Source organism: Ignavibacteriales bacterium (assembly GCA_016709765.1).
Taxonomy (GTDB): Bacteria; Bacteroidota; Ignavibacteria; order Ignavibacteriales; family Ignavibacteriaceae; genus IGN3.
In genome coordinates, this window is the sequence record JADJMD010000014.1 from 229344 (window position 1) to 248244 (window position 18901).

General features: G+C 34.5%; 13 protein-coding genes. 9 read left to right on the forward strand and 4 right to left on the reverse strand.

The annotated features are described in order from the left end of the window. Positions 1-195: 195 nt before the first annotated feature. The 3 genes from IPJ23_16645 to IPJ23_16655 all read right to left on the reverse strand — a co-directional run bounded on the left by IPJ23_16645 (position 196) and on the right by IPJ23_16655 (position 5111). Positions 196-3306 (reverse strand): CHAT domain-containing protein, encoded by a 3111-nt coding sequence (locus IPJ23_16645; GenBank protein ID MBK7632297.1) that lies wholly within the window; start codon positions 3304-3306, stop codon positions 196-198. Positions 3307-3644: 338 nt separating this feature from the next. After that, positions 3645-4601, reverse strand: coding sequence for a hypothetical protein (locus tag IPJ23_16650; GenBank protein MBK7632298.1), 957 nt, complete (start codon positions 4599-4601; stop codon positions 3645-3647). Positions 4602-4661: 60 nt separating this feature from the next. Continuing rightward, positions 4662-5111, reverse strand: a complete 450-nt coding sequence (locus IPJ23_16655; GenBank protein MBK7632299.1) for a sigma-70 family RNA polymerase sigma factor — start codon at positions 5109-5111, stop codon at positions 4662-4664. A 162-nt stretch (positions 5112-5273) separates the two neighbouring features. On the opposite strand from IPJ23_16655, the gene IPJ23_16660 reads away from it, so the two are divergent. From IPJ23_16660 to IPJ23_16700, 9 genes are all read left to right on the forward strand, one after another. Next, complete coding sequence (locus tag IPJ23_16660) at positions 5274-5693, forward strand: hypothetical protein (GenBank protein ID MBK7632300.1); 420 nt, start codon at positions 5274-5276, stop codon at positions 5691-5693. Next, positions 5662-6867 (forward strand): T9SS type A sorting domain-containing protein, encoded by a 1206-nt coding sequence (locus IPJ23_16665; protein MBK7632301.1) that lies wholly within the window; start codon positions 5662-5664, stop codon positions 6865-6867. Before IPJ23_16660 ends, IPJ23_16665 begins: the two co-directional genes overlap by 32 nt. Positions 6868-7080: 213 nt before the next feature. Beyond that, positions 7081-7419, forward strand: coding sequence for a hypothetical protein (locus tag IPJ23_16670; protein ID MBK7632302.1), 339 nt, complete (start codon positions 7081-7083; stop codon positions 7417-7419). Between the two features lie 251 nt (positions 7420-7670). After that, positions 7671-9653, forward strand: coding sequence for a T9SS type A sorting domain-containing protein (locus tag IPJ23_16675; protein MBK7632303.1), 1983 nt, complete (start codon positions 7671-7673; stop codon positions 9651-9653). A gap of 140 nt (positions 9654-9793) precedes the next feature. Next, positions 9794-10000 (forward strand): DUF2892 domain-containing protein, encoded by a 207-nt coding sequence (locus IPJ23_16680; protein MBK7632304.1) that lies wholly within the window; start codon positions 9794-9796, stop codon positions 9998-10000. Between the two features lie 46 nt (positions 10001-10046). Further along, positions 10047-10466 carry a hypothetical protein gene (locus IPJ23_16685; protein MBK7632305.1) on the forward strand — a complete coding sequence of 140 codons (420 nt, stop codon included), beginning with the start codon at positions 10047-10049 and terminating at the stop codon, positions 10464-10466. 355 nt (positions 10467-10821) lie between these two features. Further along, positions 10822-13464: a T9SS type A sorting domain-containing protein gene (locus IPJ23_16690; GenBank protein ID MBK7632306.1), complete on the forward strand. Its 2643-nt coding sequence runs from the start codon at positions 10822-10824 to the stop codon at positions 13462-13464. A gap of 1124 nt (positions 13465-14588) precedes the next feature. After that, the gene (locus IPJ23_16695) at positions 14589-15002 is read left to right on the forward strand and encodes a T9SS type A sorting domain-containing protein (protein ID MBK7632307.1); all 414 of its coding nucleotides are present in this window, start codon (positions 14589-14591) and stop codon (positions 15000-15002) included. Between the two features lie 80 nt (positions 15003-15082). Continuing rightward, entirely contained in the window at positions 15083-17683 is a 2601-nt protein-coding gene (locus IPJ23_16700; protein MBK7632308.1) for a T9SS type A sorting domain-containing protein, read from the forward strand. Positions 17684-17797: 114 nt separating this feature from the next. On the opposite strand, the gene IPJ23_16705 is transcribed toward IPJ23_16700, so the two are convergent. Continuing rightward, positions 17798-18730 (reverse strand): cation transporter, encoded by a 933-nt coding sequence (locus IPJ23_16705; GenBank protein ID MBK7632309.1) that lies wholly within the window; start codon positions 18728-18730, stop codon positions 17798-17800. Positions 18731-18901: the final 171 nt, after the last annotated feature.

Consider the following 18901-nt stretch of genomic DNA (forward strand, 5'->3'; position numbering starts at 1 on the left):
ATTTTTGTAATATTTCCATACAATAGATACAATAAAAACAATAGAAAAAATAGGTCATAGAAGACATTTAGAAGACATTTTGGTTTTTATTGAATCAAAATTCTACAATTTTATAAAATACAGATCAATAGCTAATTAGGATTTCCAACTAGATAGTCTCCTGCCTTCTTTTGGATTATTCATTGTCTATACTGTTTAATGAAATAGCTTTAAGAAATGCTTTCTGTAAAAAAAGTAACCTCCAACAATAGAAATAAAAACTCCTGCAAGGATATATAAAAGATAATTTGTAGAGGAAGCCTTAATAATATTTATTTTTGAAACGTCCCCCGAAAGGATAAACGCGGACCAGTAATATGGATTTGCCGAATAGTTCTTCTTAAAGAATAATTTGGCTTTTTGCAATGATTCTGATTTGTTAAAACCCTCACTAAGGTATTTATAAAAGCTTTGCATAAACAACGATGTATATTTGTCATTTACATCCCATAAGGAAACCACAACACTTTTTGAACCGGCTTCAAAGAAAGCTTTCTGCATCCCTATTATCCCTTCGGCATTATCAACCTCCCCCAATCCCGAACGACAGGAGCTTAGCACTACCAAATCAGAATTCAATTTTAGCTGTAATATTTCGCCTCGTTCAAGATAGCCATCTTCACTTTCATTCTTGTTTTGTGAAAAGATAATCAATGGCTGATTTTTATATAGGAATGAGTGAGTTGATAAATGGATAATGCTGCTTTGTGCGGCATTTTCTTTAAATTTTTTTTCTGTTGCATCACTTGAAAGCAAGACATAACCGTTAGAAAACATAGAGTTTACATTTTGTATTTCTTCTTTAGAATATTTTAGAGGAAACAATACTATATTTCTTGCATTAAAGGAGTCCTCTTCAAGTAATCCACCACGATAACTAAGTGCAAAGTCTTTATTGCTTATTTGTGGATCCCCGACCAGCAATACTTTATCTTCATTCTTTTGCTTCATTGTTTTCTGCAAAACATAAATTATTGATGAGGGTGAATAAGAAATTGCATAATCGTCGATTAAATATTTTTTATTGTTATAATAAAAAGGGCTATCATCTTCCTTGAATTCAGTAACCAGGAATTCAAAAGGCATAAACGCCAGTTCTGATGGCAGAGAAAATATAAGCTTCTGTCCTTTAGGAATATTATTTATTATTGGCCGAAGTACTTTAAGATAGAACTCATTTGCTGCTTTAGTGTTGAATGAAAATAAATCTTGGTTGAAATAAAGATTAAGGTTGTGATATTCTGAATCGTAAATAGGTGCAATTTTTTTTAATAATTTTAAAACATCATCTTTTGTCAGACTGCTTTTTTCGACTACGTAATTTGTTTGGTTAAGCTTAAGGAAATAAAGTTTTTTTCCGCTAAAAAACAGGGTTATCAAATTCTCGCCAGCACTAAGATTGTTTTGAATATTTGAAAGACTAAAATCTCTATTGGTATTAATAGCAGGAACTATTTTCTGTCCAAAGTTACTATTTAGGATTTGATAATCCGAAAGAAGTTCTTTAAGCTTACTGCCGGAAAACAATCCCGACTCAATCATCCATTTTAAATCGTAGTATTCGTTTAATTTTTCATTGGAAATACCAGACGAATTAATTCTCAGATTGGATAAATTTTGGAAAGTGTTTCTGGAATGTGATTTTTCAATAATTGAAAACGCCTCTTCATTGCGATTCTGTTTAATATACAGCTCAGCAAGATCCGAATAACAATCGTTTATACCAGAAAAGTGTGCGATTTGTATTTCTGCGTTGTTTATTAAAGACTCAGAAATCTTATCAGTAAGTTGAATGGCTTTTAGAAAATGTTTTTCTGCTTCAACAATATTGTTTTGATTCAAGTAAGATTTTGCCATTAGATATTCAGATTCAAAAACATTATTGTAATCCAGTTCATTTGCAGCTAATGAAGAAGCTATATTAAAATATGTTATAGCGTTACCGATATTGTTTTTGGCAAGGGCAATTTTACCCAAATACAAATTTTGCAATCCTAAAAGTTGATTATAACCATAGTTTTTAGATACCTGCATAGATCTTGTTATAATATTCTCGGCCCTAGTTAAATCTTTTTGCAAAAGATAATTGTATCCAAGTTCTGTTGAGATAATGGTTTTATAATACACATCGGTTAAGGATTCGGATAAGCTGAGTGCATATAATAATGCAGCATTGCTTTTATTAAAACTATCAATCTTAGAGTAAGCTAACCCTATTTTAAAATAAATATCTTCTGCTGTATATGGATCTGATTCAGAATTAACTTTATCTTTTGTTTCAAGAAAAATCTGCAAGGCTTTAATTGGTTTATTAATATTGTAATACAGCGTTCCAATGCTTACATCAACAGATGATTCCGTAGAAATATCTTTTACTTGATGAGCCAGCTCTTTTGCTTTTTGATAATATTCTAAAGACTTAGAATAATTCGAAAGATTAGCATAAACATCTCCTAGTCCGCGTAGATTTAAAACTTTAGAAACAACATTGTCTCCTGAGTAATCTAATCCATTATTATAATATTCTATTGCCGATGAGTAATTAGCTGTTTGTGCGTACAGAGAGGCAATGTTTGCACAAAGATTTGAAAGTCTTTCTTTATTATTTAGAATCTTAAATATCTTGAAGCTTCCTTCATAATTATTCTTTGCTTCAACCACATTTCCCGAATATGTATAAGAAACAGCGATTTCTGATAAGGCAGTTGCTTGTAGTTCTTTATCCTCGATTGTTTTTGAGATTTTATATGCTGATTCTAATTTTAATTTAGCTTCATCAATATTTCCATTTTGATCATCAAGTATTGCAAGATTTATCAGTGATTTTGCTTCTTCTATCCTGTTGCCGGATTGTTTTGCTGATTCAAGTCCTATTAGATATAACTTTTTTGCTTCATCATAATTGCCCGATAGTAAGTAAAGCGAGCCCTTTGAAATTAATACCTTGCTTACTTCATAGCTGTTCTGTTGTAATAAAATTTCTGCATTGTTTAACACCTTTAAAGCGTTATCATAATCACCGAGACCACGATAAGAGTATGAAAGCAAATATTGTGGTTGAATATCATTATTATCTTTTAGCAGTTCAATAGATTTTGAATATTGATTTGTATGATAAAAATATAGTGCTTTAAAATAATCTAAATACTTATTATACGATTTTTCGCTATTTATAGACTGTTCAATCTGCATTAGATTATTTGAGGCTTTTGCAGAGAATGTTAACTCATCATAAAAAGGATAATATTTTGGATAGCTTGAAAGCATTGAATATAATAGATCGAATGATTTTCTATACTCGCTCTTTCTTTTAAATGCTAATGAAGTTAAATAATTTTTCTCAAAACTATTTGTTAGTTGATTTATCGAATCGGAAGTTGAAGTAATATTTGATGAGTTTATAAGTGCCTTCTCAATTCGTCGAAACGCTATAGATGGAAAGAAAATATCAGATTGATTTTTTTAAATCTGTTGTTTGGAGAGAAATATTTTTATCGTTAGATGAGAAACCTGTGGAAATAATAAACAAACCCACAAGAGCAGACAGCATCAGAGCAAAAAATATAATTGCGGGCTTTTTCATAATCATTGTTAATTAGGGCTAATCATAATTCTTTTATCAACTGTTCGGCATTTTTGTAATAACTTCCCTTTCCTTCAACAACTAATTGTAGATGTTCACGTGCAGCTATTTTATCATCAATCATCAAATATGATTTTCCAATAAAATAGTGTGCATCAAGTTTTAGGTTATCAAACTTTCCGCTGTCATTTAGTTCGATTGATTTATTGAAGCTTGCTATACCATTCTCCACGTCTGCTTTATTAAACGATTTAAACAATCCAAGAAAATCACTTTCGGCTTTATTCACATAAGTAATCCCGAGAATAAAGTGCGTATAAAAAATGGATTCCTGAAGACTGTTATTGTTCACATCATCTTCCAAATACTTGATCGCGCTATCGTAATCTTTTCTATCAATTGCATCTAACCCACGCTGGAATAATTCCGAGGTTCTTCCGCGTGTTGTGTAAAAATCTTCACCGTCTAAAAATGATTTTTTATAATCAGGGGTTGTTAAAGAAGAAACAGCAAATAATCCTAGATATAAAACAACAACAGCAGCTAAAGATGCAAAGGCATATTTTGCCGAGCTAAAATTGTTAAACAAAAAGAATCCTTTTTGATTGGCCTGCTTATTCTGTGCAATTTGTTGAGAAACCGATTGGCCAACAAAAGTGTCCACTTCCGCATATTCAACGTTTAATTCTTTAAACAAATTTTCACAGTGTTTACATTTGCGAATATGATCTTCAACCATCTTTGAAAGTAGGATAATTACATTTTCTGATGAAATATCGTTTTTATACAAAACATATTCAGCTATAAGTTCTTCATCTATGTGTTCATTTCTTTTAAGAGTAGATTTAAGATCTAAATATGTATCGTGAATTTTCCTTGCTTCAGGATCATTGTCAATTATTCCATTAAGAAGTTTTTTTTCTTCATTTGTTATGGAATCCTTATCCAATAGTTCAATTATTTTATCAATATCATTCATTTTAAAAATGCCTTTTTGTGCTTCTTAACCATTAGTAATAACAATCATTTAAAAGTGACATTATCCTAATTTATTTTTTATCTCTTCAATCGTACGATAGAACATTTTCTTAATTGCCGCCTCGTTTTTATTCAGTTTTTGAGCAATCTCAGCAAATTTCAAATCACCCCAGAACCGTAGCTTTACTATCTCCTGCTTTTCCTCACTTAAATTATCTAATATTTTTAAAATTGCATTTACATCAAATCCTTCATCAGTCCTAAGGTTTGAATCATCAGCGGTAATTTCTTCGTTCAGTTCTATGGTTCTTCGAATATTATTTTGCTTATACCATCTTACAAATGTTAAAAATAGAACTCTACGAAGCCAGTTTTCAATCTTATCGATTTTATGATATTGTTCAGCAAAAGAGATGTAAACATTTGTAGCTAAATCATCCACATCGTCTTTATTTACAATTTTGTGTGCACGGTGTTTGGATAAAAAGTAGGAAAATGATATTTCCCGCACATAACCGGATATCTTCTTAAATGCTTCAGAATTCCCTTCTTTTGAAGAATTTAAAAGTGATTCTAGCTCATTTTTGGAAAAATTTAAAAAATCGATTTTTATCTCTCTTTATTTTGTCACTAATTTTATATTATTAGTACTAAGATAAATAAACTAGTGACTATGAATAAATATTTTTTTACAATTTTAATGTTAATAACATTGGCTCGCGGCATTTTTGCCCAGCCAAATATAAGAATCGAACCAAGAAATATTCGATTTGAAGATGTTTTTAATAGATACGATTACGCAATAATATATAATGATGGAGATCAGCCACTATCTATTGATAGCTTATCCCCGACAAAACCATATTACATTTTAGATTTTGAGGAGCATCCTCAATTACCATTTATAATTAATCCTGGGGACACGATAAAATTAAATATAACGCTTGCAAATTTTTATAACATAACCATAAGCGATACAACAGATACTATTTGGGTGTACAGTAACGATCCTGAAAGTCCAAGAGATATTAGAATTAAAATAGACTTTTTTGATGATGATTTTGGAACATATCTTAGGTACAATTTCAGATGAAACATTGACCCCGCTACCCGATTCTAAAATATTTTTTTTCTATTATGGTGTATATCTTTTTGATTCTACGTTCACTGACTTTTTGGGTAATTATAATAAACTATTACCTAAGGGCAATTATACAGTTGCGGCTGAAAAAGAAGGTCATCGTGTGATCTTTTCGGGTAATACACCTGATCCATTTTTTGCTCAACCAATTCAGCTCGATTCCGGTCAGGTAATAAATGTTGATCTGACACTTCCATCTGTGAATAATATTGGATTTAGTGTTTCAGGGGTTGTTATAGACTCTGTTTATGGTACACCAATAGATAAAGGTGTTGTCATTGTTAGAAAAGGAACTCATACACCTACATTATTAAAACAAAATACCTTAGCTGCTGATTCAACAGTCTATGCGGGATTCGTAGGATCTGATGGCGTGTACAATATAGTTGTAGAAGATAGTGCTTATTATTTTGTTCAGGGATACTCTGATTATTATTTACCTACCTATTTTAACAGCAAAAGTGCAGCATCACTTTTTTGGCAGGATGCTGATTCTATATTTATTAACCAATCCCTACAAACCAAAAATCTTTATTTAAAGAGGGATTCCTCTTATGGTGGTGGAGGGGCTTATGGAACAATATCGATTCCATTTTTTGATGCACAAGGATTTGATGGAATAACAGTACTTGCAAAATCTTTAACAAATAATCAACTCTATTCTTACAATTTCGGAAAAGAAGATGGGCGGTTTAATATCAATAATCTTCCTTACGGATCTTATCAACTGGTGGCACAAAAGGTTGGATTTGATAATGCACTGAGCAATGTTTTCACGATCAGTCCACAAAACCAGAATCAATATAATTTAAACATACAATTTACTTTAACTGATATAGATGAAGAGGAAAGGTTTATTCCCGCTGAAGTTTATCTTTACCCAAATTATCCCAATCCTTTTAACCCAATAACCACAATTTCTTTTGTGTTGCCATCGTCACAGATTGCAAAGATTAAAGTGTTTAACCTATTGGGCGAAGAAGTTGCCGAAATTGGCAATCAATTTTTTTCGGCAGGATTAAACAAGGTTACTTTTAATGCTAATGGATTAGCCTCAGGCATTTACCTTGTCTCACTCGATACTAAATCTATACGGCTTTCACAAAAAATTGCTTTGATGAAGTAAAATTATTAATTACATAGATTTTGTTTTTCGAGTACCATAGTATCTCTGTGAGAATATATCTTTAAAGCTGCTTTGTAAAACTCACCAATGTTCATTTTGTCACTATTTGTTGTTTTATGTTACTTATGTATTAGTAGCGATTAAAAGCTCAGAAATTTTTGACTGATAATTTTTTTCTAAACATTAATAACTAAACAAAATAGGAGAAATGAAATGAAAATATTTAATAGCCTGCTCATTACAACCTGCTTACTACTTGGGTTTGCAGCTTGCACTCCCGAAGCACCAAAGGTTCGTGTTCAAAACCAGAATCAGGAAATTGTGGATGTTGCATTAAAACCGCCTTCAGGCAGTACAATAAACATTAACGATGTTAGTGCTGGAAATGAAACCTCTTACATTGAAGTCCCATCATCAAACTTTGAAGTTGACGTAAACGTGGAAAATGTTAGTCCAAACATAACAACATTTTTTCAGGCAGATGAAGACGGAAATTATACGATTGTGGTTTCAAATGCTTCACCACCATCTGTAAGAGTAAACAAGCAATAAGAACTTTTAAAAATAGCCGAAGCAATTTGATTGTTTCGGCTTAATTATTTCACAGTCAAGGTTTTAGTAAGAAAATACCTCTCACAAATATCATAATTTTTAATACCTCCTTCTCAGTTCAAAAAATCAGAAGAAATAATTTTTTTCCATGTCACCTTTATGTTATGACACACACTTAATCATTAAAGAACATAAGTTAAGAGAATTAAAAAGATCAAAATTCAATAAAACAAAACACAAAGGAGTCCGATATGAAAACACATCAAACATCTCGCAGCTTTACTTTTCTGAATATCAGCAAAGTATTACTTATCCCACTGCTTATTCTTATTAGCAGTATTAATCTTTTTGCAATTCACGATCTGGAAGTTACTGGTAACATAACAGAACTTGGTTCTGACTACTTAGTTGTTCAGGGTTACACGGTCTATGTTGATGGTAATACAGATCTACGTGGACCAGGCAACACGACAGTTACATTTTCTTTTTTCCAATTAAATGATCTCGTTCAGGTTCAAGCAGATAACAGAGGTGATGGTACCTTTCTTGCAACCAGGGTAAAATCAGAAGATGGCGTAGGTAATGAAAACGAAATTGAGCTAACAGGTTATGTAACAGAAGTTGGTACGAGTTCATTTGTAATCAATGGAAGTACTTTTGTTGTAGATGCAAACACAGAATACAGGGGACGACACGGCAATACATTTTCATTCTCACAAATTGAAGTTGGTTTACTTTTAGAAGTTAAGGCTCGATTGCAGACAAATGGAGATTTACTTGCAATACGTGTAAAAACTGAAGATGATGAAAATCATCATCATCAAGGAGAGCTTGAGTTAACGGGATTAATTGAAAACTTAACAGCAAATAGTTTAACTGTTGCACAAAAAGTATTTTTTGTAGATGCACAAACAGTTGTTCTTGATGATAACAGAATGCCTATTTCATTTTCTGATCTAAATGTTGGCGATAGAGTTGAAGTTAAAGGATTCAGACAACCAGAAAGTTCATACCTTGCTGTAAGAATTAAAATTGAAGATATGCCTGGAAGTGAAATTGAATTTACGGCTCAAATTGAAAGCATTGTTGGAACAGACATAACAATAAATAGCATTGTTTTCTCAACTGATTCTAACACAGTTTTTCTCGATAATAACAGAATGCCTGTTACAATAGCTTCTTTAGCTGTTGGAATGTGGGTTGAGGTAAAAGGATTTAAGAGACAGGATGGTTCTTATTATGCCAGCAGAATTCAGATTGAAGATTTTGTAAGAACTGAAATTGAGTTAAAAGGAAATATTACAGAACTAACAGCATCTTATCTTATTGTAAATGGAATTACATTCTCAGTTGATAGCACAACAATAGTTTTAGATCATTTGAACAATCCAATTTCATACTCTTCGCTTCAAGTTGGGCAGCTAGTTGAAGTAAAAGGGAATAAAACTGGTGCAACAACTGCAAAAGCAACTCGAATTAAACTTGAAGGAAACGAAGACATTGAAATATTTGGTAGAGTCACCGCTAAAAATTCTAGTAGCGTTGAATTAAATGGTTTGGTTGTCTATGTTGATTCAAACACAGTTTACCTTAACCACGCAAATATGCCAATCACATTTGGTGATCTTACAGTTGATCAATTTGTAGAAGTTAAAATGATCCGCAATGTTGACAGCATTTTACTTGCCTTAAGAATCAAAATAGAAGATGGAATGAACTTCTCAAAGATTAATGGTGTAAGCGGTACGGTTTCTGGTTCATCAATACAACTTCCGACCGGCAGCTATACAATAAATAATCAAACTGTTGTAATTGATTTAAACTTCAATTTAATTTCAGCAAATCAATTAGCAAGCGGTCAGCAAGTAAAAGTTTGGGCAGTAGTTGATCCTTCATCAAACAAAACTGCTTTACAAATACAGGCATTGCTAAGTTCACCAACCGGTGTTGATGAATCTCCAGCCGTTGTAAATGAATTTGCATTGGAACAGAATTATCCGAATCCTTTCAATCCATCAACAACTATATCGTTTACATTAACTGCAAATCAATTTGTAACACTAAAAGTATTTAACGCTTTGGGTGAAGAAGTAAGCACAGTAGTAAATGAAAATCTAAACCAAGGTGTACATAGTGTTAGCTTTAATGCAAATGGTTTAAGTTCAGGATTTTATATCTACAGATTAGAAAGCAACAACCAGGTGCAAGTTAGAAAAATGATGTTACTAAAATAAAGTAAAACTAACTGGGGCAATCTTAAAAGGCGATTCATTTGAATCGCCTTGATTAATTAGAAAATGAAAATAAAAGTTGATTGTCACTATTGTATTTAAACTAATACTAATTCATATAACAAAAATAAAGGACGTATCTTATGAAAAAGAATGTTGGAAGTATCGACAAAGTCGCCAGAATAATACTGGGTTTGGGACTAATTGTATTTGCTCTTATCACTAAAAACTGGTGGGGACTTATTGGAATGGTTCCATTGTTAACAGCATTTATGAATTATTGTCCTGTTTATAGTTTGCTTAAAGTATCAACGACACAAAAAGTAAAAACAGAAAAACTTGATCTATAATATTTTTTAAATATATGTGTGTTTTAACACAAGTGAGGAGTTATAAATGAGAACTCAATTAATTTTACGATACTTAGTTATTATAATATTAACCTGGATTTCGGTTTCCTGTTCTGAAGATCAAACGACAGCACCACCAATAACTAATTCTAATTTGGCAAATTTTAGTGAAATAAAAGCAAAGGTATTTGTCAATTGCACCGGAGCCCAATGCCATTCTTCAGCGGGTAACCAGGCAAATCTTGTATTGGAACCAAACGTTGCATTCAACAACTTAGTAGGTGTTCAAAGCGTATTGTTTCCTCAGTTTAAAAGAGTTGAACCTGGAAATAGTGCAAATAGTTTAATCATAAAAATTTTAAAAGGTGAAGTAAGCCCGCAAATGCCGCTTAATGGAACCCCAATACCTGCTGCTACAATTGATAGTATAGCCAAATGGATAGATCAGGGTGCATTAAATAATTAATTATTTATTCTCAATCACAAAAAATAGGGGAATAATTATATTCGAATGTTTGAAGTGTCGATTAAGATATCAGGTTTATTCTTGGAGTTGTAATAATTACTCTAAGGATTTACAATCAGTGTTGGTGGGTGCAAGTAGGAATAATCATCTGTTTATTTTTCATAAACCGGTGACCTGTTCGCAGTTTACTTTATAACCAATAATGATAAATATTCAATTGAGGCGATTCGAAAGGATTGCCTTTTTTGTAATCCAGCATATGATTTGATATTTATAAATTATTTTTGTCACCTTTTCTTAAATTACTGAACTTATGTATTATAACACTCAAATTAACATTTCAGAGGAGCTTTAAGTGAAAAACCTAGTACTGTTTTTATTCGTCCCCTTTTTATTAATTTCAATTACAATGGCTCAAACTATGGACTATTCCTGGCGATATTACAATACGGGTAATACCGGAATACAAGGTGATTACGTTGAAGGAATCTGGATTGATCATGATGGAGACCCATACATCGCAGCTTACACACCCGGTTGGGAAGAAGGCGGTTTTGCAAAATATATTCAATCAGAAAACAAATGGATAAATTATTCAAATATTGATTACCCGGTAATCGGAGATATAAATGATGTCGGCTCATCCCGAATCAGTGATATTGAAGAAGATGCGAACGGAACATTATGGATGGCAACCTGGCGCGGTATATTAAAATTTAATCCTGCTGTTGGCGGAAGTTCCTTAGAATTTTTTAGTGCTAACAATTCACTTCATCCGGGCGGTAGAACATCAGATATAGCAATTGCACCTGATGGCTCTATCTGGGCTTCTGTTATTTCTGTTGTTTGGGGTGGCGGCGGACTTGTTAATTATAATCCGGCTACAAACCAATGGCGTTATTGGTATTATGGATCCAACGCTAACAACTGGCCCAGCTTAATTGGATATTGTGAACACGTAAGCATACAGGAAAAGACCGTGGGCGGTTATGTTGTTTGGGTTGATGGTGAAGGCTGGAACACAATGATAACCTTCGATAGTGACACACAATTGTTTACTCTTCTTCCGCAGAATGGTGATCCGGGTGAAGTTGTTTCATTTTCTGGTAATGATAATTTAGATGACTCAAACAATTTATGGGCAACAAGACAGTCTTCTACTCCAAGTGTTTTTTCACTTGATTATAGAACTCCTGCGGGTACCTGGATATCTCCTGTACAACCTCCTGTATCACTTGCACTTGATGTTTGGGCTTTTAAAGCTTACGGAAATGGTAATGCACTTTTAATTGATGGGAACAGCAACGTTTGGCAATTCAATGGAACGAATTGGCAGAATCTAGGAATTTGGAGAGAAGGCGGATTTTCTTATGGTGTTGATATAGATGCAAATGGAAATATTTGGGTAACAGGTATTGGTGGTGCAGCAAAACGTGATGCAGTTACTGGACAGTGGCAAAGACATAGAATTACTAATTCATCACAGATTGATTATTGGGTGAATGATATTTCTATTGACGATCAGGGAAATGTCTGGATGACCGGCAATGCAGGAACAGGTATGGGTGGCTTTCAAAAATTTGATGGAACAAGATGGATAGGATTTAACGAATCCACTTATGGTTTAGGAAATCCTTTTCCATTTCCAACTGATAACTCTGAAGCAATTTATTACAGACCTTCAAATGGAGCAGTGATTGTTAATCCAATGTTTAATTCATTACATAGCTGGAATGGTAGTAATTATTCTTCATTAAATTATTCTTTGTCGAGATCGCAAGGGCTTGTTGAAGATTCACAAAACAGGTTGTGGAGTCTTGGTGAATACTATAATCTTTCATACTATAATGATGTGGGAAACAACTGGACAGATGTTCCATTTATAGGCATTAGTACAAACATTAAAAAAGATCCTCAAAGAGCAGGAACAATTTGGGCTTGTTCTTTCTACCAGGTTTTAAGAACAGACGGCTCGTATAATTTTTCTAAAGTTGCCGATGATTTTTCCGAACTTAATCCTCAAAGTGATGTTCTGACTACTGTTGTTCCTATACAAGATGGCTTTGCATGGGTTGGTACCAATCAGGGACTTGCAAAGGTAAATGCCAACAACGGCACATATCAATTTTATTCTCCATCCAATTCACAAATACCAGGTGAGAATGTTTCACCCTTAGCCGTTACTCCCGATGGAAGACTATGGTTTGCAAATTTTCAAAGTACAACCACCTCAACCTATGGTTTGTGCTGGTTTGATGGAACCGCCTTTGGAATTATTCCTCAGCAGCAAATCGGTGGTTTACCACACGCTCAAATCTATGATCTTGAAGTAAAAAATATTCAAAACGGTTATGAGTTGTGGATAAGCTGTGCAAGCAGAGGTATTGCCGTTCTCACAGTAACCGGTTCTGTTGTTCCTGTTGAACTTGTTTCTTTTTCTGCCAGTACGAACGAAAATAATGTAAACTTAAACTGGTCAACCTCAACGGAAACAAATAATTCAGGATTTAGTATAGAGAGAAAGCAAGTCTACAGCCAACAGTCCTCAATTGGCACCGGGGAATGGACTGAATTAGCATTTATAAATGGCAATGGAACAACAACTGAAACACAATCGTATTCATTTGTTGATAATAATTTATCATCAGGAAAATATCTTTATAGATTAAAACAAATAGATTTTGATGGAACATTTGAATATTCAAATGAAATAGAAGTGATCGTAACAATTCCAGAAAAATTTGAATTATCACAAAACTATCCTAATCCATTCAATCCAAGTACAAAGATTAAATATCAAATCGTAACAAGTAATCCTGTTAGTTTAAAAATATATGATGTTTTGGGAAATGAAGTTGCGACACTTGTAAACGAAGTACAACCTTCGGGTAATTATGAAGTGACATTTGATGCCGCTTCATTATCAAGCGGAACATACTTTTACAAACTACAAACAGGTTCATTAGTTGAAACTAAAAAAATGTTATTATTAAAATGAAAGATAGAAGTATGAAAATCTCTTATTACTTGGTTACAATTTGTTTTGTGTTATTTTATTCATCTTTAAATGCACAATGGGTTCAATCAGGCCTCGATTTCTACTTTGTTCGAACCATAAATGTTTCCGGCACAAGTCTCTTCGTTGGAACAAGTGGTGATGGTATATCTCGCTCCACTAACAGCGGCGCAAGCTGGGCTCCGGTTAATACAGGATTAACAAATCTCTTTGTTAATGCTTTTACTGTCTCTGGTACAGATCTATTTGCAGGAACCGAAGGCAATGGCGTATATCGTTCAACTAATAATGGTGCAAGCTGGTTTGCAACTGGCGTGCTTTCAACTCCATATATTTATGCGCTTGCTGTTTCGGGCAATAACATTTTTGCTGGTGCTGATGGTGATGGTGTCTTTCGTTCTACAAATAACGGCGCAAGCTGGACTCTTGTTAGTGCTGGACTAACAAACACACGTATCTTTGCTCTTGCCTCTTCCGGTACAAATCTGTACGCAGGCACTTTTGGTGGTGGTGTGTTTCTTTCCACAAATAATGGTACAAGCTGGACTCCGATCAGCACAGGATTGACGAACACTTCTGTTAATACTCTTTTTGTTTCAGATGCAAATCTTTTTGCCGGTACAGAAAATGGTCTTTTCCTCTCAACCAATAACGGCACAAGCTGGTCTTCTGTAAATACGGGCTTAACTAATACTTTTATTCATGCACTTGCAATTTCTGGAACAAATCTCTATGCAGGAACTGAGGATGGTGTTTTCCATTCAACAAATAATGGTGATAGCTGGACAGGGATTAACCAAGGTTTAACTGATCCGGTAATCTTTGCGCTTTCTGTATATGACACAAATCTTTTTGCTGGAAGTAATGGTAGTGGCGTTTGGAAACGACCAATAGATAACATTGTTCCTGTTGAACTTATTTCATTTGCCGCAAATACAAATGGGAATAGTGTAATTCTGAATTGGTTAACGGCAACTGAAATAAATAATTCAGGATTTGAAATTGAACGCTCTCTCATTTCGAACGAAGTGAGAAATCTGATTTGGGAAAAGAGGGGATTTGTTCATGGCAATGGAACGACAACAGAAACACAATCGTATTCTTTTATGGATGAAAATCTTGCAAGTGGAAAATATTTATACAGATTAAAGCAGATAGATTTTGACGGATTGTTTGAATATTCAAACAATGTTGAAGTGGTGGTAGCAGTTCCAGATAGATTTGAACTTTCACAAAACTATCCAAATCCATTTAATCCAAGTACAAAAATAAAATATACAATCCACGATGTCACCCTGAGTCCCGATAAAAACGGGATAAACTCCGTCGAAGGGTCTCGAGTGATACTTAAAGTTTATGATATTCTAGGCACTGAAGTAATAACATTGGTTAACGAAAACAAACCCGCAGGAAATTATGAAGTAACATTTGATGCCAGGACTTTATCGAGCGGAACATACTTTTATAAATTGCAAGCGGGTAGTTTTGTTGCTACAAAGAAATTGTTATTATTAAAATAATAGTGCGATATATTTGTTTTCCGTTCCCGTGAACTATAATTAACAATAAAATAATTATTTAAGCTATAATAGGTGCCATTTTGAAAACAACGACTATCATACTTAGTTGTCTTCTATTTTTAATCTCCGAAGTTCTGGCTCAGAATACGCCAACTTATTCCTGGCGTTATTATCGTCCCGGTAATACTGGTATTCAGGGAGATCAGGCAACTGCCCTTTGGATTGATGAAAATGGAGATCCATATATCGCTGCTAATAACGGTAATTGGGGCGAGGGAGGATTTGCAAAGTTTCATCAGTCTGAAAATAAATGGATTAACTACTCAAACGTTGACTATCCAATATTAGGATCATTTTATGGTGGCGAAGAGCAGATAGATGAAATAATCAGAGATTATGATAATAATCTTTGGATGGCAAACAATACCGGCGCATTAAAATTTAATCCCCAGGCAGGTATTTCATCGATTGAAAAATTTGGACCTACAAATTCGGGATTATTGGGTTCGACTGTAGATATGGATTTAGCCCCCGATAGTACAATATGGTTTGTAAGCGATGGTCTTGTTCGGTTTAATCCTAAGAACGGAGGATGGACTTATTGGCAAGGTGGTAATATCCGAATTGCTGTGCAACCAAAAACGAACGGCAGTTATCTCGTTTGGTCTGCAAACACTTATTTTGGACAGGTGTTCACATATAATAGCGCAACAAATCAATTAACAGATTATTTGCCTACAGCCATTGGAGAGATTGCCGGATTGCCTGGAAAAGATTGCGTTGATGATGCCGGAAATTTTTGGGCTTTAAGAATGACCCAAAACGGTGATTGGGAGACGCTTGAATATCAACGCCCTGATGGAGTTTGGATTTATCCTTCGCCACCATATGCCAATGTTAGTTTTTATATTGAAGCATTTAAAGCTTATGGAAATGGTAAAGCAGTAATGGTTCTTGCTAGCGGAGAAACCTGGATGTTTGATGGACTGACATGGAATAATTTTGGAACATGGCGCCCGGGTGATTTTAGTCTTTCTATTGATGTAGATAACCAAGGCAATGTTTGGGTTTGTGGAATAGGTGGTGCGGCAAAACGTGATGCCGCTACTGGAAACTGGCAGCGTTATAGGATAACTAACACATCACAAATTGATTATTTTGTTGAAGATTTTTCACTCGATAGCGAAGGAAATGTTTGGCTTACTGGAAATGCAGGAACGGGAATTGGAGGATTTCAAAAATTTGACGGCGAAAGATGGGCTGGTTTTAATGATTTTACTTATGGGTTGGGTCATCCTTTTCCATATCCAGCAGATAATACCCAGGCTATTTATAGGAGACCATCAAATGGTTATGTAGTATTCAATCCTACATTCTCTGGCATTCATGCCTGGGACGGTACTAACTATTTTGCTTTAGAAGATTCAATGAGTGTCTCAAAAGGATTTGTTGAAGACTCACAAGGAAGATTGTGGAGTCTTGGTGAATATTTTAACGTAAGATACTATGATGAAAATATCCCCGATTGGATTTATGTTCCTTTGGTAGGCTGGGGTAGCAAAATTAAAAAGGACCTCACATTAGATGGAACAATCTGGGCATCCACTGACTTTGAACTCTTACATACTGATGGGAGTTCTTCGTTCTCATACACAATTGACGATTTCACGGAAGCAGCAGGATCATTTACAGGCTTAGCACTTGAAGGCAACGGCATCGTCTGGATCGGGGCGTGGATGCAGTCCACAAGTAGTGGCAGCACACTTATTCGTCTTGATGCGAATTCCGGATCTTACACTATCTTTCAATACGATTTGGGCTGGCCGTTTCCTGGCGAGCATGTGCGTCCCTTGGCGGTTACTCCTGATGGACGACTTTGGATGCAGTATGACAGTGAGTATCCATCCAACGATAACGGTTTATGCTGGTACGACGGCGTAAATGTTGGTATGTTTCCATCGCCACCAGGTAACGAACCCCAGTATGGAGGCTTGCCTAGCAGCACTATCAAAGATCTTAAAGTACGAGAAATACCAGGTGGATATGAACTATGGATGAGTTGTCTTGGAAGAGGAATGGCGGTATTAACTGTAACTGGTACTGTTGTTCCTGTCGAGCTTGTTTCATTTGCAGCAAATAACAATGGAAACACCGTAAACCTAAATTGGTCAACTGCTACTGAAACTAATAATTCAGGATTTGAAATTGAACGCTCTCTCATTTCGAACGAAGTGAGAAATACGAATTGGAAAAAAGTTGGATTTGTTAATGGCAATGGAACAACAACAGAAACCCAATCGTATACTTTTATGGATGAAAATCTTGCAAGTGGAAAATATTTATACAGGTTAAAGCAACTAGATTTTAATGGTACATTTGAATACTCAAACGAAGTTGAAGTAGTAGTAAACATTCCCGATAAGTTTGAACTTTCACAAAATTATCCAAATCCTTTTAACCCAACTACAAAAATCCAATTCAACATCCCTACCGCGGGAAATGTAAAATTGATAGTGTATAATTTGCTCGGACAGAATATAAAAACGCTTGTAAGCGAATTTAAAGAATCAGGCACTCACTCGGTTAATTTTGATGCACCTGAATTAACAAGTGGTGTGTACATATATAAACTAGAATCTGGCGGATTTACTCAAACCCGTAAAATGATTTTGCTTAAATAAAATCAAATATTTAAAGAATAGAAAAGATTAATTAATATTAAAAAACAAAAAAGTAAAAATGAAAATAAATGTTAAAAGTATCCTATGAGTTAATTCTTTTATATCTGTCTATCATTATTTTGATGCACTATCTTTGCGGTCCAGATACATATCATCCCAAGATGCGGGATCGTCCAATGATTCTAAATGAGTAAATACTGTGACTCCTGGTAAAAGATTCCGAATATCTGCTTCAATATTTTCTAATAATTGATGACTTTTGTGGACAGTCCATTCCCCGGGAACTAAAACGTGCAGTGATACAAACTTTCGAACCCCAGATTGACGACTGCGGAGTGCATGATACTGCACTCCACTTTGTGTATAATGATCTAATGTTTTTTGTATTTTATTTTGTTCCTCAACAGACAAAGCTGTATCCATTAAGCCAAACGCGGATTTGCGTATAATACGAATACCGGACCACACAATATTTACTGCTACCAGGATTGCGATGATAGGATCAAGCCTTCCCCATCCTGTGATTGATACAGCACCAACTCCCAAAAGAACTCCAGCAGATGTCCAAACGTCTGTCATTAAATGCTGAGCATCAGCCTCAAGTGTTATGGAATTATATTTTTTGCCAGCTCTTGAAAGGACAACCGAAACAAACAAATTTATAATTGAGGCCACTACTGAAACCGCCATTCCTAATCCGACTTGTTCAAGAGGTTTCGGAGTAATAAGTCGGGGGATAGCAGTAGCTGCTATACCTAATGCAGCAACGAGTATCAACATACCTTCGACACCACTTGCAAAGTATTCTGCTTTACTATGTCCGTAAGCATGATCCTCATCGGCAGGGCGAGCGGCGACCGTTAGCATTGCTAAGGCCATAAGTGCTCCAGCTAGATTGACTATGGATTCTAATGCATCTGAAAGAAGCCCGACCGAACCGGTCAACAAATAAGCTATACCTTTTAGTGCAATAGTAAGAACAGCCGCAGCTACTGAAAGCCACGCAAAGCGAGTAAGTGGTTTGTTTTTAGTAGTTTCTAATATCATAGTTTGATTATTATATCAGTTAAATGCCAAATTGTTTTTGCCTAATATTAATTTATAGATTTTTATTGTAAAGATAGGATTTCAATCAAATCAAAAACATTATTGTTTACCATTTCTGATCATAAATAAGACTAAAAATATAGTGCCAAATATTTCATTGCCCATTTATCA

Coding starts and splice junctions, on each gene's coding strand:
- IPJ23_16645 (MBK7632297.1), bottom strand. CDS start 3,306: ATGCTTTCAAGCTATCCAAAATATTATCCTTTTTATGATGAGTTAACA.
- IPJ23_16670 (MBK7632302.1), top strand. CDS start 7,081: ATGAAAATATTTAATAGCCTGCTCATTACAACCTGCTTACTACTTGGG.
- IPJ23_16675 (MBK7632303.1), top strand. CDS start 7,671: ATGAAAACACATCAAACATCTCGCAGCTTTACTTTTCTGAATATCAGC.
- IPJ23_16695 (MBK7632307.1), top strand. CDS start 14,589: ATGGATGAAAATCTTGCAAGTGGAAAATATTTATACAGATTAAAGCAG.
- IPJ23_16685 (MBK7632305.1), top strand. CDS start 10,047: ATGAGAACTCAATTAATTTTACGATACTTAGTTATTATAATATTAACC.
- IPJ23_16680 (MBK7632304.1), top strand. CDS start 9,794: ATGAAAAAGAATGTTGGAAGTATCGACAAAGTCGCCAGAATAATACTG.
- IPJ23_16660 (MBK7632300.1), top strand. CDS start 5,274: ATGAATAAATATTTTTTTACAATTTTAATGTTAATAACATTGGCTCGC.
- IPJ23_16650 (MBK7632298.1), bottom strand. CDS start 4,601: ATGAATGATATTGATAAAATAATTGAACTATTGGATAAGGATTCCATA.
- IPJ23_16705 (MBK7632309.1), bottom strand. CDS start 18,730: ATGATATTAGAAACTACTAAAAACAAACCACTTACTCGCTTTGCGTGG.